This is a genomic window from Oceanicaulis alexandrii DSM 11625 (assembly GCF_000420265.1).
Lineage (GTDB): Bacteria > Pseudomonadota > Alphaproteobacteria > Caulobacterales > Maricaulaceae > Oceanicaulis > Oceanicaulis alexandrii.
In genome coordinates, this window is sequence record NZ_ATUP01000001.1 from 417,215 (window position 1) to 435,570 (window position 18,356).

Consider the following 18,356-nt stretch of genomic DNA (forward strand, 5'->3'; position numbering starts at 1 on the left):
AACCTCGTGACAATACGGGGGTTCATCCATGGTCATTCAAAACGCTCAATTCTGCCTGCTCGGCGCTGCGCTGACACTGCTCACAAGCGCCTGCAACGCATCATCTGAAACCGCCACAGTCGAAACCATCCCGCCTGAAATCGTCCAGGCGGAAGCGCTGATCGCGCCCTGGGAGACTGATGACGCTCCGGGCCTGTCGATCGCCATATCGGTCAATGACGAGATTGTCTTTGCGCGGGGCGCTGGCCTCGCCAATCTCGAACATGGCATCGCCATCACACCAGACACCGCCTTCCAGGTGGCTTCGATCTCAAAACAATTCACGGCCTTCAGCACGCTGATGCTCGTCTCGGAGGGGCAGATCGATCTGGACGCCGACATCCGCACCTATCTGCCCGAGCTCTCCGCTCATCCGCGGACCGTCACCGTGCGGCATCTGCTCGATCACATGGGCGGGCTTCGCGAGCTGACCTCGCTGAGCGTTATGGCGGGCTGGATGGCGGATGATATCCGCCAGCGCGACCGGGAGCTGGAACTGCTGAGCCGTCAAACGGGCGTGAACTTCCCCGCCGGCGCCGAAGTCGAATACAGCAATACCGGATATACCCTGCTCAGCCATATCGTGGCGCGCGTTTCAGGCCAGTCTTTCCACGACTTCACCCGGGAGCGAATCTTTGAACCGCTGGGCATGACGGGCACCCGCTTTCCGGAAAGCCGAAATGCGCTCATCGCTTCACGCGCAGCGTCCTACTATCCGACCCGCGACGGCTTCGCGAACGTGGTCGCCGCCAATGAAACCGCGGGATCGACCGGGCTGTTCACGACGGCGCCGGACCTTCTGAAATGGGCGGAGAATTTCGAGACCCGCACAGTGGGGGACGACCGTGTCTTCGAGCTGATGGCCGAGCGCGCCTCCGCTGAAAATGGCGACGCGTCCGTCTTCGCGAAGGGACAGGAATTGCGCGTCTATAATGGTCTTGAGACCTGGTCGCATGGCGGAACGGATGCGGGCTTCCGCGCCTTCCTGTTGCGCATTCCGAGCGAAGATTTCGAGCTCAGCGTGATGAGCAACCGGACCGATTTCGACAGCGCCGGGCTGGCGTTCGCGCTTGCTGACACCTTTCTCGGCGACAGCGCCAATTTCACCGCTGATCCAGAGCCGGACTGGTCTCCCGCCACGACGGCGCAACTGGCGGCCTATGCCGGGGATTATGAGATCCAGCCTGGCATGATCTTTACAATTGCTGCTGGTGAAGACGCGTTGCTGTTCGGCCCACTCGGCGCATCCGCGGACGAGCTGCAGCCCCTCCCGCAAATCGCCGAGCGCGCCTTCATGCTGAATCCTGCGGCAGACATCTCACTGGTGTTCGCCGAACCTGAAGACGGCGCCTCGCCTTATTTCGACTACACGATCGGGCTTCACGGATCATTGAAAGCGCCACGTGTTGAACTGGCCCCGTTTGACGCCGCGAGCGTCACTCTGACCGAGTTTGCAGGCGTTTATGAAAGCGAGGAGCTCGCCACCGCCTACACGGTCACAGCGTCAGATGACGGCCTGATGATCACTCACCCCCGGACCGGGAGTTTTCAGGCTGCTGCGTATCAGCACGATACCTTCTCCTCCTTCAGCGGCGCCATGCGGAAACTGGCATTCATCCGCAATCAGCAGGGGGAAATCACCGGGTTTTATGGCTCCGCGCCCCTTGTTGATCGCGTCGCGTTTACCCGTCGCGATCGCTAGACAAAAATCTGCGCTCAGGCTCGCCCTCCGCGTAAGGGCGGGCCTGAAACACTCAAGTCTTCTTATACGGTGCTTATTGCGCAAGCATGGCCAGAAGACCGAGAGCCACCATCCCCAGCACCCAGGCCAGAACGGGGAAACCGATCAACTTCATACCCAGCACTGGGCGCTTCAGGCCCAGTATTGCACCCCAGCCCAGGGCGAGTCCGCCAAACGACAACACCGGCCCCGCCCAGACCCAATAGACGAAAAGGGGATAAGCTGACGGGGTGTCTGATGGCTCCCGGTAAGGTTGGGTGACCAGCTCGGATACGCCCAGACTCACAAGACCAATGAGGCTCACGAGAAGGGTGAGCCCCACCAACCCCAGTCGCATCCCGGAGTTCATGCCCTGCGAGGCGCCCTGTCTTACAGACTTTTGCATATCGCCCTACTCCGGGTGCTGTGTCCGCGCATGGCTCACGCGACGCCCATCGATCTTTGCCTCGGGCTGTCATAACAGACAATTGTAAAGCTTAAGGAAAATCTCATCCCTGAGCTGCCGGTTTCACATACCGTCTAAGGCTGGCACAGGAAATCGCCGCCGCACGCTGTCGCCACAATGGCGGAATACGCGAGCAGCAGGCAAAGCCACGTCACGGGAATGAAGAACACCAGCCGGATCCCGAGACCAGGACGCCGCCCGATCCAGAACACCAGCCAACCCATGATGAGCGCCCCGCAGGCCAGCGCCGGGCCAGCGCTCATGGCGTAATAGATCCATTCGGCCAGCGGTTCCCCCGCCCGGTCACCGAAGGTCACGCTGCGCGGAATCCACAGTCCGTAGCCGAAAAACCCGATCCAGGCTGCAACCACACTGGCCACAAGCAAGCCGAACACTGCTAGAAACGTCACCTTGCGCGGCGGCGCTTCCGCATCAAAGGCGTCATCCGCCATATCACGCATTTTCGTTCGTCCTCAGCCGGGATCAGCCTCATGACCTTGTCCGTCGCCACATGGAACGTCAACTCGATCAAGGCGCGCCTGCCCAATGTGCTGGACTGGCTGAAAGAAGCCAAACCGGACGTGGCGTGCCTCCAGGAGATCAAGACGGTGGACGAGGGCTTCCCCCGGCTCGAGATCGAAGAGCTCGGCTATAACGTCGAGACCGTAGGCCAGAAGACCTATAACGGCGTCGCCCTGCTTTCAAAGCGCCCGATCGAGGAGATCAGCCAGCGCGCTCTGCCCGGCGATGAGGAAGACGAGCAGGCGCGGTACATCGAGGCCGTCATCAGCGCAGACCATGGCCCGGTGCGGGTCGCGTCGATCTATCTGCCCAACGGCAATCCCGCGCCCGGCCCCAAATACGAGTACAAGCTCAACTGGATGAAGCGCCTGAAGGCGCACGCCAAATCGCTGCTGGCTCTGGAAGAGCCTGTCATTCTGGCGGGCGATTACAATCTCATCCCGCGCGACAGCGATGTGCATGACGCCGCCGCTTGGGAGGGCGACGCGCTGATCCGGCCTGAGAGCCGGGACGCCTTCGCGGAGATCCTGTGGCTTGGGTATTCAGAGGCGTTTATGCAGGCCGACGGGCGCGCCCACCAATACACCTTCTGGGATTATCAGGCCGGCGCCTGGCAGAGGAGTAACGGCATCCGCATCGACCACCTCCTTCTGAGCCCCCAGTCCGCCGATACGCTCAAATCCGTGGAGATCGCCAAGGATGTGCGCGGCAAGGAAAAAGCCTCTGACCACGTGCCCTTCATCGGAGTGTTCGAGCTGTGAGCATGCCGTCTCAAACCCTCGCCGCGGTGACCTATCTGGTCGCGGACTATGACGAGGCCATCGCCTGGTTCAAGACCGCGCTCGGCTTTGAAGTTCTGAGCGATGACGATCTTGGAGACGGCAAGCGCTGGGTCGAGATCGGCGCAGGCGATGGCGGGGTGAAGCTTTTGCTCGCCAAGGCCAAGGGCGTCGAGCAAGTCGCCGCCATCGGCGCCTTCGCTGGTGACCGGGTGGGCTTTTTCCTGCACACGAACAACTTTGACGCCAAGCGCCAGGCCATGGAAATTAACGGCGTGCCGTTTGAAGAAGACACGCGGACCGAGCCCTATGGCAAGGTGGCGGTGTTTCGCGATCTTTACGGCAATCGCTGGGATCTGCTGGAGCCGAAGGCCTAGCTGACCCCGCCGCCTTCACGCGCAGGCTCCAGCACGGTGTTGATGATGTCGTCGATCATCGAGAACTCGCCGTGCAGGGTCTCAACGCGGTCATGATCGGTGAGCGGTTTGAACATGGAGCCCGCTTCAAACTTGTTGCCGGTCTCCGCAACGATCAGCAATTCCCCGCGGCCATCCCCATCGCCCAGCGCATCATCGAACACGCAGCGCACATTCTTGCCCTTGAGCTCGGTCTCGAGCTTCAGCAAGCGCTCCATGAAGGAGGGCGTCAGAAGGTAGCGCGCCATCACCTGATCGGTGCCGTAGACTTCAAACGCTTTCTCGAACGTCGGATCCACCAGGCCGACCCGCTCAAGCTTGCGGCCGCTGAACAGCTTCTTCCCCCAGCCTTCAAGCCCGTTGAAGATACCCTTGTCGCGGGTCACCAGGGTGACGCCTTCGACCGTGCGCGGGAAGTTGATGCGGATCAGCACCCCGCGAAACACCGTGACGTAATAGGTGCGGTTCTTTGTGCGGCGGCGTTCCTCAAGATGGGCTTCGTAAATATCGAAATCCGCCCCGTAAGATTCGCCTGAGAACATGTCCTCGAAGCTCTTCCGGTCAGAGCCCGGCAGCAAGCCATGCTCGCGAAAGGCGTCAAACCGCACCGGGTTATGCACTTCGGCGCTGTAACGCATGCCGAAGGCGGAGGCGAACCGGTCATTGAGGCCGGACTTCACGGTCTTTCGCAGCGTGTTGAGGGCGCTGTTGCCCCAGATCATGGCCCCCAGAACGATCAGTCCGGAGCCGACCAGCATGACCGGCGCGGGAAAGCCTGCGAGCCCCGATACGATCAAGAACACGGCCACGCCGCCAAAGGCGATTCCGACACCTTTATAGCATTGGGAGACGGCGGCTTTGCGCTCTGTCTCAAGGCTCTCAAGCCAGGGGGTCAGCTCTTCAATGGCTTGGGTCAGGTCACGCATGGCCAGTCTCGGGGATGGTTATGAAACAGGAGGCTGAAACAAAACGGGCGCCGTCCTGCGGCGCCCGTTTGATCGTCATAAGTCCAGACCCGATTAACGGCCCCGGCGTGCAATACGCTCGATTTCAGCCTGCACTTTTTCCTCAACGATTGAGGGCAGGTTTTCATCCAGCCACTGCTTGAGCATCGGGCGCATCATTTCACGCACGATGGATTCAAGCGTCTGTCCCTGCTGGTAAGAAACCCGCAGGTTTTCAGACAAAGCGGCGAACATGCCAGCCGCGGCAGAAGCCGGCGCAGCGTCGACCAGAGACTCTTCGTCAACAGGCTCCGGCTCCGGTTCCGCCTCAAACTCAGGCTCGGGTTCCGGCTCAGGCTCCGGCTCGCGATCCATGATCATGAGATCATCGGCGAGATCGACCGGCTCGTCGTCTTCGACACGCTCGGTCAGCTCAAGCGCGTCGTCCATATCCATGTCCGGCTCGGGTTCCGGCTCAGGCTCAGGTTCCGGTTCAGCCTCGAATTCAGGCTCCGGCTCGGGCTCAGGCTCGGGTTCCGGCTCAGGCTCCGCCTCAAGCTCGGGTTCCGGCTCAGGGGCGGGTTCGGCCTCAGCCTCGGCTTCTTCAGCCTTCGGCTCTTCTTCGTCTTCGTTAATGATACGGCGAATGGAGGCGAGAATTTCCTCCATCGTCGGTTCTTGTTCAGCACTATCCTGAGCCATAGAGACGTCCTTCGTCCGTCGAGGGGTAAACGGCGGCGCACAGGTTAGGCGCGGCAAGCCTTGGCTGTCCAGCACCCTTCCTTGATTTCCAAGGTCTAATTCCAGGGCGTTAAGTCGAAGTTAGCCCCTCGAGATTCTTCAAATCGCGACTCGACGTCCACAGCGTCAACCGGCAGAGCCAGGCTGGCGGCGTCCAGTTGTCCCATGGCTTGCAGAAGCGCATAGCTGGCCACAGTCAGGTCACGTTCCGCGCGCACCAGCTCGAGCCGGGAGTTCAGCAATTCCTGCTCGGCGTTAAGCACGTCCAGCGTGGTCCGAAGCCCCACAAGAGCCTCCTGCTCGACGCCTTCAAAGGCGATTTCGTTCGCCCGGACCGCCTGACGGCTTGATTCGATCACGGCGAGCGCGGCGAGGTAATTGTTCCACGCATTGGTCGCGCCCTCGATCACCTGACGGCGCACAGTCAGAGCCGACAAGCGCGCCTGATCAGCGGAAGCACGCGCCTGACGCACGTTCGAGCGGTTCAGGCCGCCGGTGAAAATCGGCATCGTCACTGAAGCCGTGACCGAGGCGGACCCGCGACCCTGGCCGGAGAAATCGCTCTCGCGGCCTTCAGATATGGACGCCCGCAGCCCCACTTCTGGCAATTGGGCGCCGCGCGCCACTCGAACGCCATGTTCAGCGGCCATTTCTGCAAACTGGGCGGCCAACAGATCAGGATTGCGGCTGATCGCGACTTCCGCAGCGTCGGCGAATTCATCCGGCGCCTGTTCGGCCGGCCCGGCGCTGACAGGCTGGATCGGGTCGACGCCCGTCACCCGGGCGTACCCGGCGCGAGAAGCGGCCAGCGCCGCTTGCGCCGCAGACAGCTGAGCCCGCGCCCCGGACAGGCGCGCTTCAGCCTGGGCGACGTCGGTGCGGGTGATCTCACCCACTTCAAACCGGTCGCGCGCTGCGCGCAGCTGTTCGGCCAGAACCTCGACGTTATTGCTGCGGATGGCGATGATCTGCTGATCGCGGACCACATTCATATGCGCGCTGACAGCATCCAGAAGCACGGACTGCTCGGTGGACCGCAGCTGTTGGCGAGCCGCCTCGATTCGCGAGAGGGCGGCGTCAATAGAGCCGCGCGTGCGACCACCCCGATAAATGGACTGGTTCAGCGTCAGGCCATAGCTGGACGAGTCGCTCTCTTGCGCACCGCCCCAGGTGTCCAGCGTCTCTCCGACCGAGCCGTTCGCGGACAGGCTGGGCAAGACGTTGGCGCGGGCCTGGAAATAGCCTTCTTCGGACTGTCGCAGACTGGCGCGCTGAGCGCCCAGCGTGGGGTTGGATTCATAGGCGGCGACCAGCGTCTCCTGAAGAGACTGCGCCTGCGCCATCCCCATGGGCGCAAGACTAAACGAGAAAACCGACAGTGCGGCGGCGCACAGCAAACGTTTCATGGGGCGTCCCTCTTGACCATCCCTTGCGCAAGTCGCGCAAAACCTACCCGTCTTTGTATAGGACGGGTAAGACACGGTGTACGGTGCAAAATGTCACCCTCGACAGACAATCTGATGACAGCCTGCCTAGAAAGCGAATTTCGCCTCCGGTTCAAAGCCCGGCAGATAGGGCGCGGTCGTGTCGAAGATATCACGATCGCCCACCGTATTCTGCGCCTTGGTGTAGATACGCGCCCGGCCGACAGTTCCGTCGCGGACGATGACAGCCAGACGGCCGCCGACGCTGAGCTGATCAATCCAGGCCTGGGCCGGCTCGGCCACAGCGCCGTTGACGATGATCACATCAAACGGACCTTGCCCCGGCACGCCTTTTGACAGCTCGCCTTCAACGACAGCGGCGTTATCGGTCTCGATGGCGTTGAGCGCGTCCGTGGCTTTCTCGGCGAGGCCCAGATCTTTTTGCTCCAGTCCGACCACCGTCTCGGCGAGGCGGGCCAGCACAGCGGTGGAGTATCCCCGGCCGCACGCCACATCCAGCACCACGTCGGTGGGGCGAATGTCAGCAGCTTGAATCAGCTTGGCCAGATCACGCGGCGTCAGCATGAAGCGGCCTTCGGCCACACGCGCTTCGGTGTCTGCGTAAGCCTTGGCGGCCTGGGATTTGGGCAAGAACCGCTCACGCGGAATGTCAGCCATCGCATCCTGGATACGATGATCCGTCACGTCGTTCGGACGGATCTGGCTGTTGACCATGGCGAGGCGGGCGGTCTCGAATTCGGACATGGCGCGACGGCGTCCCTGTAATGAGTGTTCGCGGCGCTTATATCGCGCTCGCTTTCTGACCCGCAAGGCCAAGGCGCGTCCCTGCGACCCCAAGCCACTGCATATTTCCACATATAGAGCTGTTAAAGCCCGCTCAAAGCGCGTTGCGGGCGGCGTCTGGCTTTTGTATAGAGGGCGACCCACCACAGGACGGCGCTATGGCGGAGTGGTGACGCAGCGGATTGCAAATCCGTGTACCCCGGTTCGATTCCGGGTGGCGCCTCCACCTTTTCCTGACAAGCGTTTTGCGGACGGTCCTCACAGACCGTCCGATCTGATTCGGATACGCTGTTGCGGACGATCCTGACGGACCATCCGCAACCGGGCGGATTACTCGGCGGCGTGCGCGTGCGGATGATCGAGCACACCCGCCTTGACCAGCTCGGGCTTGAGGCGGCCGGTGAAGGCCAGCGCCGTCATCCGGTAATCGCTGATAAAAGACCAGAACGGATGAATGAAGGTCGCCGGCTTGTTGCGCTCGATGAAGGCGTGGCTGACCCAGGCGAAGCCATATCCGGTCAACGGCCACAGCAGCACCGCCCACCAGGTTTGCGTCAGTAGCGCAGCCAGCAGAATCGTGGTGCCGATAAGCGTGCCCGCATAGTGCATGTATCGCGTTCCCGCCTCGGCGTGTTCACGAAGGTAAAAGGGCCAGAATTGTTGATAAGTCGCGCTGCGTTCAGCCATGCAAACCTCCCCGTCTGCTTTGTTTAACAGGTAAAGTAGCACAGTCCGGTCCGGTCTGCGACCATCAGCGAAGTCCCGACGGAATGTGGAGAATTTTCATTAACGTTAGGCGGTTGTTAACTCCCGACTCAGTATTTGTTTACACGTCTTCCTTCGAAGACACCCCACCATCCACCCAATGCCTTTTCGGGAGCTCTCGGGCTCCCGATTTTTTTATGTCTGGATGTCTGGACTGAAACGAAACTGCATCGGGCTGCACACAGCCGCTTGATCGCGTCCAACGCTCTGGATATACACACCACCTCATCGCTGATGAGTGTTCCTCGGTAGCTCAGTTGGTAGAGCAAGCGACTGTTAATCGCTGGGTCGGCGGTTCGAGCCCGTCCCGAGGAGCCATCAGCGGCGATGACGCCCATCACTGTGTGAGCACCAGCCCCGCCTTGCCCCGCAAGGCGGGGCTGCTCGCATCTGGGCCCTGCCGCACACTGGCGAGTCGCTGTCCCTCCGGCCAAAGAAAAGGGGCGCCATAAGCGCCCCTCTCCTCGTTCCACATTTGCAAGAAATCGCTAAGGTCAGCCGACCAGCGTAACGGAATCCGTCGGAGGTTCCCATGTCAGGTGGTGGTCCTGAATCAGGGCCATATTGTCGGCGGCGATGATTCTCGGCTTTGATTCGTATCCCAGCAGCTCAGACGGAGTGGAATCCGTGTTCCGGGCCAGCAGCAGGATTTCAGCCGATGTGAAATTGGACATGCCGCGGGCCAGCTCCTCGCCGCCTTCGTCATAGATGTGCAGCACATCGCCTTTGTTGAAATCGCCCTGAACGGAGACGATGTCACAGCGGCCGATGTCCGCCCGGTCCTTGCGCAGCTTTTCAGCCATGGCTTCATCAACAACCAGTCCGCCCGCTTGCTGCAGCCGGTCTGTGAGCCAGATCGCCCATGAGCTGTCGGGGTCGCCCAGAGCGACGCATTTGGTATGGCGGCGCTCGTCTTTCAAAAGCGCCGAGACCGGACGGTCCACTTCGCCTTGGCCGATCAGCGTCTCCACGCCGGCGTTCTGGGCCATGTTCGCGGCCCGCATCTTGGTCAGCATGCCGCCCGTACCCAGAGCGCTGACCGAGCTGGTCACTTCCAGATATTCAGACACATCCTCGACTACCGGCACGTGCTGGGCGCCCTCGTCCTCGGGGTTGCGGTCATACAGACCGTCAACACTGGTGAGGATCACCAGCTTGTCGGCTTGAACCATCTGCGCGACCTTGGCGGCGAGGCGGTCATTATCGCCCACCTTCAGCTCGGCCGTGGTCACAGAGTCGTTTTCATTGACGATCGGCATCACGCCGCGCTCGATCAGACGCGTGATGGTGTTCTTGGTGTTCAGGAAGCGGCGGCGATCTTCCAGATCGTCCAGCGTCACCAGCACCTGCGCAATATCAAACCCGTATTCCAGAGCGATCTGCTTGTAAGCATTCATCAGGAGCGGCTGGCCGCAAGCGGCGGCGGCCTGTTTGTCCAGAAGCCCGGCCTCTTCCGGCGCGACGCCGATAGTGGACAGACCGATCGCCACGGCTCCAGACGAAGTCAGAACCACGTCAATGCCCTCGTCGCGCAGACGGGCGACGTCCTCCATCACCCCGTGCATGAAGGCGTAGCGCAGAGTGAGGTGCTCCTCATTGGCGAGGAGGGATGAGCCAATTTTCACAACGACGCGTTGGCGATCAGACAAAACAATACTCTCCGGTGACGCGGCGCAGCATGCCGCAAAGATGCGCGAAAGATACTTTTTGTTCGAAACAATTCAAGGGGAGCCCCCCAATGTTTCCTCAGCGCTCAAAATCCTATGACAGCGTAGTTTACGAACGGTTGCAGCATCTGAACTCCGCATCGAGTTGAAAAATCTTACTTCGTCACCTAAATAGTGCGGCGGCGCGTCAGACTGGATTGGCGCGACTTGGACAATAAGCTGTGACGGAGGCTTCGTGCGCTGGAATTTGATTATGGTTGGATGCGGAAACATGGGCGGCGCCCTGCTTTCGCGATGGATCAAACTTGGCGGCGTCGGTGTGACCGTGGTCGATCCGGGCGAACCCAAACTGCCTGTGGGCGTGAAATGGGTGAAGTCCGTTGACGATCTGGACCCCTCCGAACGGTTTGACGCCCTGATCCTGGCCGTCAAACCCCAGCTGATCGATGTCGCCATTCCGCCCGCCGCCAAATTCGTCAGGGACAGCGGTTGCGTGGTTTCGATCGCCGCTGGCGCGTCAGCCGCCAAGGTGTCTGCCGCCGCAGGCGGCGTCAGCGCCCTGCGTCTCATGCCTAACATGCCTGCCCGTGTGGGTCGCGGCGTCAGCGGCCTGTATGCCGACGACACCGCCACCAAGGATCATCGCGAGCTTGGAACCATTCTGGGCGAAGCTGTTGGCGAAGCGATTTGGCTCGATGACGAAGATCAGATCGATCGCATCACCGCAGCCGCCGGCAGCGGCCCTGGCTATGTTTTCGAATTCGCCCGCACCTATCAAAAGGCCGTCGAGGCGCAAGGCTTCGGCCCCAAGGATGCGCGTCGCCTGGTGATTGAAACCATGGCGGGCTGCATGGCCTTGGCGCTCGAAGATGAAGCTGGGTTTGAAGACCTGCGCAATTCCATCATGAGCAAGGGCGGCACAACCGCCGCCGGGGTCAACGCCCTCAACCATGACGGCGTGCTGGATGAACGGCTGAACGCCGCTCTCACCGCCGCCTATACGCGCGCCGTCGAGCTGCGCGACTAAGACTTTCACTCACCGCCCCCGATAACGGACGCTATAAAGGAGCCAGCCACCGTATGACCGCTGTTCTCAGCCGGATGAACGACATGCCAGACACTTCTGATGTCACCGCCTATGTAAACGAGTTGGGGCGTCGCGCTGCGACCGCCGCCCGTTCGCTTGCGTCCGCTTCAACCGAACGCAAGAACAAGGCGCTGACCGCCGCCGCCCAAGCCCTGCGCGACAACCGCGCACGGCTGCTGGAGGCGAACGCCAAGGATGTCGACAGCGTCAAGGCCGCGGGCAAGCCCGCCGCCTTCATCGACCGGCTGATCCTGGACGAAGGCCGGGTGAACGCGATTGCGGATGCGCTGGACCAGATCGCGACGCTGCCGGACCCGGTGGGCCGGGTGCTGCACACCACCGAACGCCCGAACGGTTTGACCATCGAGCGTGTCGCCACGCCGCTTGGCGTGATCGGCATGATCTACGAAAGCCGCCCGAATGTGGGCGCGGACGCCGGTGCGCTTTGCCTGAAGTCCGGCAACGCGGTGATCCTGCGCGGCGGGTCTGAAAGCCTGAACTCCACACGCGTCATTGTGGAATGCCTGGCCGAGGGCCTGAAAGCGGCGGACCTGCCGCTTGAATGCATCCAGATGATCGACACCACCGACCGCAACGCGGTGCAGGCGCTTCTGACCTGCGCCGAGTACGTGGATCTGGTGATCCCGCGCGGCGGCAAAGGCCTGGTGTCGCTGGTGCGCGACCAGGCGCGCGTACCGACGCTTTTGCACCTGGACGGCAATTGCCACACCTATGTGAACGCCGCGGCGGACCTGACAAAGGCGGCGGCGATCGTGAAAAACGCCAAGCTGCGCCGGACCGGCGTTTGCGGCGCGACGGAAAGCCTTGTTGTGGACCGCTCTATCGCCAAAGACTTCCTGCCCATGGCGCTCGACGCGCTGGGCGAGTGCGAAGTGCGCGGTGAAGCGGATGCCCGCGAGATCGATGCGCGGATCAAGCCGGCGACCGACGAGGACTTCTACACCGAGTATCTCGACACCATTTTGTCAGTGAAGCTGGTGGATGGCCCGGACGAGGCCATTCCCTTCATCTCCGAGCATTCGTCAGCGCATACGGACGCCGTCGTCACCGAGGACGCGGCGATCGCCGAGCGTTTCCTCAACGAGATCGATTCAGCGGTGGTGATGCACAACGCCTCCACTCAATTCTCTGATGGCGGCGAATTCGGCATGGGCGCGGAAATCGGCATCGCAACGGGTAAAATGCACGCGCGCGGTCCGGTGGGGCTGGAGCAGCTGACCAGCTTCAAATACCGTGTCCGCGGCAATGGCCAGACCCGGCCGTAAGCCCAAAACCATAGCTTAATCGAACTCTTTACGCGTTCATTCGGGGGCCATCATGCAAGTTGAAGCGCTTGTGTCGCTCGGGGCGTACTTCGTCCTGATGCTCGGCATCGGGCTATACGCCTACAAAAAATCCACTGACGACGTGTCCGGCTACATGCTGGGCGGTCGCAAACTTCACCCCGCCGTCGGCGCGCTCTCTGCGGGCGCGTCCGACATGTCAGGCTGGATGCTGATGGGCCTTCCCGGGGCCGTCTATGTCTCGGGTCTGGGCGCGGCGTGGATCGCGGTGGGCCTCGTGATCGGGGCGTATTTTAACTACCTGCTGGTGGCCCCGCGGCTGCGCGTTTACACCGAGATCGCAGACGACGCGATCACCATCCCCGACTATTTCGAGAAGCGCTTCAGCGATGACACCCGCATCCTGCGGATCCTGTCGTCAGTGGTGATCGTGATCTTCTTCACCCTGTACACCTCGTCAGGCGTTGTGGCGGGCGGCAAGCTGTTTGAAGCCAGCTTCGGCCTCGACTACCGACTAGGGCTGTTCCTGACAGCGGGCGTGGTTATCGCCTATACCCTGTTCGGCGGTTTCCTCGCGGTCAGTCTGACGGACTTCGTGCAGGGCGTGATCATGTTCGTGGCCCTGATCATGGTGCCCATCGTGGCCTTCACGCAGCTGGGAGGCCTGGGCGAAATCGTCGACACCACCCGCGCCGCCGCCGACGTGCCCCACTACATGTCCATGATCCCCGACCCGCTCACTTCCATGAGCATTATCGGCATCATTTCAGCGATGAGCTGGGGTCTGGGCTATTTCGGACAACCGCACATCATCGTGCGCTTCATGGCGATCCGGACGCTCAGGGAAGTGGCGACCGCCCGACTGATCGGCATGAGCTGGATGATCGTCACGGTCATCGGCGCCGTGCTGACGGGTATTTTCGGCCTCGCCTTCGTCACCCAGAACGGCGCGATGATCGAACAGAGCGGCATCGAGTTCACGGATTCCGAGACCATCTTCATCCTGATGAGCCAGATCCTGTTCCATCCGCTGGTGGGCGGCTTCTTGCTGGCGGCGATCCTGGCGGCGATCATGTCCACCATCTCCAGCCAGCTTCTGGTGTCCTCAAGCTCCTTGACCGAGGACTTCTACAAGACCTTCCTGCGTCGCGGCGCCAGCCAGAAAGAGCTGGTGTTGATCGGACGCCTGTCGGTTCTGGTCGTGTCGCTGGTGGCGATCTTCCTCGCCTTTGACCGGTCGAGCTCGATCCTGGATCTGGTGTCCAACGCCTGGGCCGGTTTCGGCGCCGCCTTCGGTCCGCTGATCCTGTTCAGCCTGTATCGCAGGAATATGAGCCGTTCGGCCGCCATCGCCGGCATGGTGACGGGCGCGGTCGTGGTGCTGTTCTGGCTGTACGCGCCCATCTCGATCAATGGCGGATCGCTGTCCGCCTTCATGTACGAGATGATCCCGGGCTTCCTGGCGTCAACGCTCGCTATTCTGATCACGGACGCCGTCACCAAAGCCCCGCGCGGCAAGGTGAAAGACCAATATGACGCTATGGAAGCGCATATTGAAGAACACGGCTAAGCTCCGCGCTCAGCCTGATCGGTCAAACGCCGGCCTCATCGTGGCCGGCGTTTTGCTGTCCGGCCCCTGTCACGACCGCCGCCGCGTCAGTCCGCCACATGGTGTAACCGGTCAGTAGACACCATATCTCTTATCAATTATCAAAACTGATAATAGTTGAGGACGCCATGACAATCGGACGCGCAGTCACCTTGCTGGCAGGAACCATGGTTCTGGTTTCGCTGCTTCTGTCACAGCTTCACAGCCCTTACTGGCTGTGGCTGACCGCTTTTGTGGGATTGAACCTTGTACAATCCAGCTTCACCGGATTTTGTCCCGCCGCCATGATCTTCAAGGTCCTGGGGGTGAAGCCTGGCGGCGCCTTTTCCTAGAAGGTTCGCCCCCGTCGTCAGGCGAGAAACCCCGGCGTCCCCCACGCCGGGGTTTTTTGCGTCTGGATTTCAGACGCTGGGTCAGCCCTTGCTGTCACGCACCTTGGTGATGCCCAGAAGGTCCAGCATCATGCGCTCATAGAAGGGCTCGCTGACCCCGCGGCGCATCTTGCCCATGAAATAGCCTTCAAACGCCGCCTTCGCCATATGGACCCAGCCGCCCTCCACCGCCCAGTTCACATTGCGCGGCGGGATTTGGGGCATGGCGACGAACGCCACCCCGCCATCGCCAAAGTCCGCGATGCAGACCGCGTTCCAGGTGGATTCGTGCTTCATCTCCCGCCCTTCAATCAGGGCGCGGATATTCTTGGCGGCGGCGCGCACCATGGATTCGATCATGAAACCGGTTTTCGGCACGCCCACCGGCACCGGATAGGAGGCCACGGGCGGAATGGCGACGCACACGCCGACGGAGAAGATTTTCGGCCAGTTGGGGTTTTGCTGATGGCGATCCACCAGCACGAAGCCCTTTTCGTTGACGAGACCGTCCACGCCAAACACTGCGTCCACGCCCTTGAAGGCCGGCAGCACCATGGAGTGCTTGAAGGGCAGTTCATGGGTTTCCACCACTTCGCCCTGGCGCCCCACCTCCTCCACATGCATCAGGCCCGCTTCAACTTTCGTGATGCGGGCGGAGGTGATGAATTTGATCGAGCGCTGACGCAGCTCATGCTCAAGCAGGCCCTTGGTGTCCCCCACGCCGTCCAGGCCCAGATGACCGATATAAGGCTCTGAAGTCACGAAGGTCATCGGCACCTGGTCGCGAATCTTCTTGCGCCGAAGATCGGTTTCCAGCGTGAAGACATGCTCATAGGCCGGACCGAAACAGGATGCGCCCTGCACTGCGCCGACAATCACCGGGCCGGGATCCGCGACCAGCTTCTCCCAGTCCTCACCAGCAAGTTCGGCATGGTTCACATGACAGACCGACTGGGTGTGACCGCCATGGGGGCCCAGCCCTTCAATGGCGTCAAAGTCGAGCTTGGGCCCCGTGGCGATGACCAGATAATCATAGCGAATCGTCTCGCCATTGCTCAGCTCCACCTGATCGCGATCTGGATGAACCTTGGTGGCGGCGGCATGGATGAACTCAATGCCGCGCTTTTTCAAAAGCGGCGCAAGCTCGATCTTGATCTGCTCGGCCTCCCGCCAGCCCACCGCCACCCACGGGTTGGAGGGGGTGAAGTGAAATGTCGGGGAATCGCTGATCACCGTGATGGTGTCAGTCTTTCGCATCTGCTCGCGCGCTTCGAACGCCATGGGCAATCCGCCCAGACCTGCACCAAGAATGACGATGTCAGCCATATCAAACCTCCCGCTGTCACCCTGTCACGCGAAATCGTGACGGGCCTTATCTTCTCGCAAGAGTGTCGCGCCCTGAGGCCGAGCATCCCATTAGGCAGATCGTCGCATATCAATTATCGAAAATGTTAGACGTTAACGGGCGTTAAAACGAACCGCCCAGATGCAAGAAAAGCCCGCCCGCGCCCTCTTCCCCGATCGCCCCGCCCAGAATGACCGGACCCAGAACGGTGTCGACACCCAGATAAAGCGCGCCGGAATAGGTGGCGCCCGCCTCGCCCGGAGCCAGAAAGTCCAACTCCACATGCGCCGCTTCCAGCAGCACGCCTGCATAGACCGGCACATTGAAAACGGCGCCGGTCCGGTCCAGTCGCTGATACGCTTCCAGTGAACCGTAAACATAGGCATTGGTCGGAACGGCGTTCTGCGCATAGGCGGAGATGGAACGAAACCCGCCCAGCGAGATCAGGTCAATCGGGTCATCGTTTTCATTGCGCACCTGCCCGCCTCTCACGCTGGCCAGCAGGCCCAGATCCCCAAGCTCGAACGCACGCATCCCCGATACAGACAGCTGGACCGTATCTGACGCGTCATCGCCCAGGCTGAACAGCTGATACGCCTCCGCGCTCAGCGCCATGCCGCGTGTCGGCCAACTCAAGTGATCCAGTGTATCCATGCGGACGCCACCGCCGACACCCGCCAGCGTATAAACAAGAGGCTGCAGGTCAGGCAGCAGCGTCACCTTGGCTTCGGTTCGCCCGCGACGCACTTCACCGCCCATATAGGCCATACCCCAATCACCGAGCTCACGTCCCAGCCGCAAGCGGGCGCCGGCTTTCTGGTCCCAGAACTCGCCCAGACGCAGATCGCCAATTCTCAAGGGCGTTTCCTCGCCTTCATAGAACAGGCTCGGCTCATAAAAATACCGCCCCGCCTCTCCGAAGGGCTGCTGGAGCACCGCTTCCAGACCGTTCGTGGTGCCCAGCTCCACAGACAGACTGAAATCCCCGCCGCGATGAGAAAACGGCCGACGCGAATACCGCGCCAGCACCGAGAAGGTGGAATCCCCTGCAAAGGTGTTGGACAGACGCACGCCGCCCTGAAGCTGGCTGCGCCCGATATCGCGCTCATCCACCATCAGCACCAGACCGCTCTCATCGTGGGCCAGATCCGCTTCACCCAGCGCGCCAAACGCCGTCAGCGCGTTCAGCCGTCGCGGCAACAGATCCTCATCCCCTTGCAGCGCGCGCTCCAGATTGGCGCGAGCGCTGAGCACCCCGTCATCAATTGTGGTGTTGTTGATCACCCGGATGTCGGCCTCCGCATACTGGGACACATGCGGACGCGGCATCGCCTGTCGCCTCGACGGCGCGGCGATCTGCGCAATCTCGCGCAGCGCGTCCAGATGGTCCTGTGCTGCGCGTGCGCCATTGGAGACGCCATGGGCGGCCTGATCAAACGCCGTGGTCGACAAGCCCTCCAGAGACGGGGTGATCAGGACATCACGCTCTTTCAACCGGGCCACGTCCGCTTGTCGGTTGCGCCAGACCGTCACCCGGATCAATTGCTGCAGGGTCTCGGACATGGACGGCGCCTCGCCGGGCGTAGGCGGTTCGACGCTGGTGTCGATGGCGATAATGATGTCCGCGCCCATCTGGCGCGCCTGACGCACCGGTAATTGCGCGGCCATGCCGCCATCCACATACAAGACGCCGTCAATCTCGCGGGGGCGAAACGCGCCCGGCACCGCCATGCTGGCCAGCATGGATTGCACCAGATCGCCGGATGACAAGGCGACCGCATCGCCGGAGGAGAAATCCGTGACAACCGCACGATAGGGCGTGCTGAGCGCGTCAAAGTCCGCGTCCAGAGGCACATGAAAGGTCAGGCTGCGAAAATGCTGGCGCAGGCCGCGCATGGAGCGCATGCCGCCTGGCAACCTCGCCCCGTTTTCTCCCAAGCCGACCAAGGCGCCGGTCAGATATTCGGATGCGCGCTCGGACTGCAAATAGGACTGGTCTTCGCGCGGGGGGCGGCCGCTGAACACCTCCGGCCAGTCAGTATAGACAAAGATGTCTTCCAGCTCTTCGGCGGAATAGCCGGCGGCGTACAAACCGCCCACCACCGCGCCCATGGACGTACCGACAACGCAATGGACGGGAACCCCCATCTCCTCGATGACTTTCAACGCCCCGATTTGAGTGCTGGCGAGCGCCCCGCCCCCGCTCAACACAAGCGCTACATCGGGGCCGTCCGCATCTGAGTGATCACAAGCTCGGGCGGCAGGCATTGCGGTGAACGCGAGCGTCAGCGCGGTGATCGCCGCGCTCAAAACTGCGGTGGTGTTCATACTGTGCGTCCCCGATCCAGCCTGC

Annotated in this window: 17 protein-coding genes and 2 tRNA genes; 9 read left to right on the forward strand and 10 right to left on the reverse strand. The window is 61.6% G+C overall.

The annotated features are described in order from the left end of the window. Window positions 1-28 precede the first annotated feature (28 nt). Window positions 29-1,741, forward strand: a complete 1,713-nt coding sequence (locus G405_RS16305; protein ID WP_022699837.1) for a serine hydrolase domain-containing protein — start codon at window positions 29-31, stop codon at window positions 1,739-1,741. 73 nt (window positions 1,742-1,814) lie between these two features. Here the strand turns inward: G405_RS16305 and G405_RS0102085 are convergent, their stop codons facing one another. Together G405_RS0102085 and G405_RS0102090 are read right to left on the reverse strand one after the other, a co-directional pair. Then, window positions 1,815-2,165: a hypothetical protein gene (locus G405_RS0102085; protein ID WP_022699838.1), complete on the reverse strand. Its 351-nt coding sequence runs from the start codon at window positions 2,163-2,165 to the stop codon at window positions 1,815-1,817. Between the two features lie 134 nt (window positions 2,166-2,299). Next, entirely contained in the window at window positions 2,300-2,686 is a 387-nt protein-coding gene (locus tag G405_RS0102090) for a hypothetical protein (RefSeq protein WP_022699839.1), read from the reverse strand. Window positions 2,687-2,716: 30 nt separating this feature from the next. Between G405_RS0102090 and xth the strand changes: the two genes are divergently transcribed. Together xth and G405_RS0102100 are read left to right on the forward strand one after the other, a co-directional pair. Next, window positions 2,717-3,508, forward strand: coding sequence for an exodeoxyribonuclease III (xth, locus tag G405_RS0102095; protein ID WP_022699840.1), 792 nt, complete (start codon window positions 2,717-2,719; stop codon window positions 3,506-3,508). Between the two features lie 2 nt (window positions 3,509-3,510). After that, window positions 3,511-3,903: a VOC family protein gene (locus tag G405_RS0102100; protein ID WP_040704890.1), complete on the forward strand. Its 393-nt coding sequence runs from the start codon at window positions 3,511-3,513 to the stop codon at window positions 3,901-3,903. Here G405_RS0102100 and G405_RS0102105 read toward each other — a convergent pair. The 4 genes from G405_RS0102105 to G405_RS0102120 form a co-directional block, all read right to left on the reverse strand. Beyond that, a complete protein-coding gene (locus tag G405_RS0102105; RefSeq protein WP_022699842.1) occupies window positions 3,900-4,868 on the reverse strand; it encodes a DUF3137 domain-containing protein in 969 nt (322 codons plus the stop codon). The two genes, G405_RS0102100 and G405_RS0102105, sit on opposite strands and share 4 nt — an antisense overlap. A gap of 93 nt (window positions 4,869-4,961) precedes the next feature. Then, window positions 4,962-5,588 carry a DUF2497 domain-containing protein gene (locus G405_RS0102110; protein WP_022699843.1) on the reverse strand — a complete coding sequence of 209 codons (627 nt, stop codon included), beginning with the start codon at window positions 5,586-5,588 and terminating at the stop codon, window positions 4,962-4,964. Between the two features lie 95 nt (window positions 5,589-5,683). Continuing rightward, window positions 5,684-7,033, reverse strand: a complete 1,350-nt coding sequence (locus G405_RS0102115; protein ID WP_022699844.1) for a TolC family outer membrane protein — start codon at window positions 7,031-7,033, stop codon at window positions 5,684-5,686. A gap of 126 nt (window positions 7,034-7,159) precedes the next feature. Continuing rightward, a complete protein-coding gene (locus G405_RS0102120) occupies window positions 7,160-7,816 on the reverse strand; it encodes a protein-L-isoaspartate O-methyltransferase family protein (protein WP_022699845.1) in 657 nt (218 codons plus the stop codon). A gap of 191 nt (window positions 7,817-8,007) precedes the next feature. Here G405_RS0102120 and G405_RS0102125 point away from each other — a divergent pair. Next, window positions 8,008-8,081: transfer RNA gene (locus G405_RS0102125), tRNA-Cys, on the forward strand. Between the two features lie 104 nt (window positions 8,082-8,185). On the opposite strand, the gene G405_RS0102130 is transcribed toward G405_RS0102125, so the two are convergent. Continuing rightward, complete coding sequence (locus G405_RS0102130; RefSeq protein WP_022699846.1) at window positions 8,186-8,542, reverse strand: DUF962 domain-containing protein; 357 nt, start codon at window positions 8,540-8,542, stop codon at window positions 8,186-8,188. A 320-nt stretch (window positions 8,543-8,862) separates the two neighbouring features. Between G405_RS0102130 and G405_RS0102135 the strand changes: the two genes are divergently transcribed. After that, window positions 8,863-8,938: transfer RNA gene (locus G405_RS0102135), tRNA-Asn, on the forward strand. A gap of 176 nt (window positions 8,939-9,114) precedes the next feature. On the opposite strand, the gene proB is transcribed toward G405_RS0102135, so the two are convergent. Continuing rightward, window positions 9,115-10,269: a glutamate 5-kinase gene (gene proB / locus G405_RS0102140; RefSeq protein ID WP_022699847.1), complete on the reverse strand. Its 1,155-nt coding sequence runs from the start codon at window positions 10,267-10,269 to the stop codon at window positions 9,115-9,117. Window positions 10,270-10,540: 271 nt separating this feature from the next. Here proB and G405_RS0102145 point away from each other — a divergent pair, with 271 nt between their 5' ends. The 4 genes from G405_RS0102145 to G405_RS0102160 all read left to right on the forward strand — a co-directional run bounded on the left by G405_RS0102145 (window position 10,541) and on the right by G405_RS0102160 (window position 14,619). Next, the gene (locus G405_RS0102145) at window positions 10,541-11,314 is read left to right on the forward strand and encodes a pyrroline-5-carboxylate reductase family protein (RefSeq protein WP_040704894.1); all 774 of its coding nucleotides are present in this window, start codon (window positions 10,541-10,543) and stop codon (window positions 11,312-11,314) included. A 53-nt stretch (window positions 11,315-11,367) separates the two neighbouring features. Beyond that, the gene (locus G405_RS0102150) at window positions 11,368-12,660 is read left to right on the forward strand and encodes a glutamate-5-semialdehyde dehydrogenase (protein WP_022699849.1); all 1,293 of its coding nucleotides are present in this window, start codon (window positions 11,368-11,370) and stop codon (window positions 12,658-12,660) included. Window positions 12,661-12,712: 52 nt separating this feature from the next. After that, window positions 12,713-14,248, forward strand: a complete 1,536-nt coding sequence (gene putP / locus G405_RS0102155) for a sodium/proline symporter PutP (protein WP_022699850.1) — start codon at window positions 12,713-12,715, stop codon at window positions 14,246-14,248. 167 nt (window positions 14,249-14,415) lie between these two features. Then, window positions 14,416-14,619 carry a YgaP family membrane protein gene (locus G405_RS0102160; protein ID WP_022699851.1) on the forward strand — a complete coding sequence of 68 codons (204 nt, stop codon included), beginning with the start codon at window positions 14,416-14,418 and terminating at the stop codon, window positions 14,617-14,619. 81 nt (window positions 14,620-14,700) lie between these two features. Here the strand turns inward: G405_RS0102160 and G405_RS0102165 are convergent, their stop codons facing one another. Then, window positions 14,701-15,984, reverse strand: coding sequence for an NAD(P)/FAD-dependent oxidoreductase (locus G405_RS0102165; RefSeq protein ID WP_022699852.1), 1,284 nt, complete (start codon window positions 15,982-15,984; stop codon window positions 14,701-14,703). 142 nt (window positions 15,985-16,126) lie between these two features. After that, complete coding sequence (locus G405_RS0102170) at window positions 16,127-18,331, reverse strand: patatin-like phospholipase family protein (protein ID WP_022699853.1); 2,205 nt, start codon at window positions 18,329-18,331, stop codon at window positions 16,127-16,129. Window positions 18,332-18,356 lie beyond the last annotated feature (25 nt).

Bases quoted from the DNA above. Each gene is read 5' to 3' on its own strand.
- G405_RS16305 (WP_022699837.1), top strand. From the start codon at position 29: ATGGTCATTCAAAACGCTCAATTCTGCCTGCTCGGCGCTGCGCTGACA.
- G405_RS0102085 (WP_022699838.1), bottom strand. From the start codon at position 2,165: ATGCAAAAGTCTGTAAGACAGGGCGCCTCGCAGGGCATGAACTCCGGG.
- G405_RS0102090 (WP_022699839.1), bottom strand. From the start codon at position 2,686: ATGCGTGATATGGCGGATGACGCCTTTGATGCGGAAGCGCCGCCGCGC.
- xth (WP_022699840.1), top strand. From the start codon at position 2,717: ATGACCTTGTCCGTCGCCACATGGAACGTCAACTCGATCAAGGCGCGC.
- G405_RS0102100 (WP_040704890.1), top strand. From the start codon at position 3,511: ATGCCGTCTCAAACCCTCGCCGCGGTGACCTATCTGGTCGCGGACTAT.
- G405_RS0102105 (WP_022699842.1), bottom strand. From the start codon at position 4,868: ATGCGTGACCTGACCCAAGCCATTGAAGAGCTGACCCCCTGGCTTGAG.
- G405_RS0102110 (WP_022699843.1), bottom strand. From the start codon at position 5,588: ATGGCTCAGGATAGTGCTGAACAAGAACCGACGATGGAGGAAATTCTC.
- G405_RS0102115 (WP_022699844.1), bottom strand. From the start codon at position 7,033: ATGAAACGTTTGCTGTGCGCCGCCGCACTGTCGGTTTTCTCGTTTAGT.
- G405_RS0102120 (WP_022699845.1), bottom strand. From the start codon at position 7,816: ATGTCCGAATTCGAGACCGCCCGCCTCGCCATGGTCAACAGCCAGATC.
- G405_RS0102130 (WP_022699846.1), bottom strand. From the start codon at position 8,542: ATGGCTGAACGCAGCGCGACTTATCAACAATTCTGGCCCTTTTACCTT.
- G405_RS0102145 (WP_040704894.1), top strand. From the start codon at position 10,541: ATGGTTGGATGCGGAAACATGGGCGGCGCCCTGCTTTCGCGATGGATC.
- G405_RS0102150 (WP_022699849.1), top strand. From the start codon at position 11,368: ATGACCGCTGTTCTCAGCCGGATGAACGACATGCCAGACACTTCTGAT.
- putP (WP_022699850.1), top strand. From the start codon at position 12,713: ATGCAAGTTGAAGCGCTTGTGTCGCTCGGGGCGTACTTCGTCCTGATG.
- G405_RS0102160 (WP_022699851.1), top strand. From the start codon at position 14,416: ATGACAATCGGACGCGCAGTCACCTTGCTGGCAGGAACCATGGTTCTG.
- G405_RS0102165 (WP_022699852.1), bottom strand. From the start codon at position 15,984: ATGGCTGACATCGTCATTCTTGGTGCAGGTCTGGGCGGATTGCCCATG.
- G405_RS0102170 (WP_022699853.1), bottom strand. From the start codon at position 18,331: ATGAACACCACCGCAGTTTTGAGCGCGGCGATCACCGCGCTGACGCTC.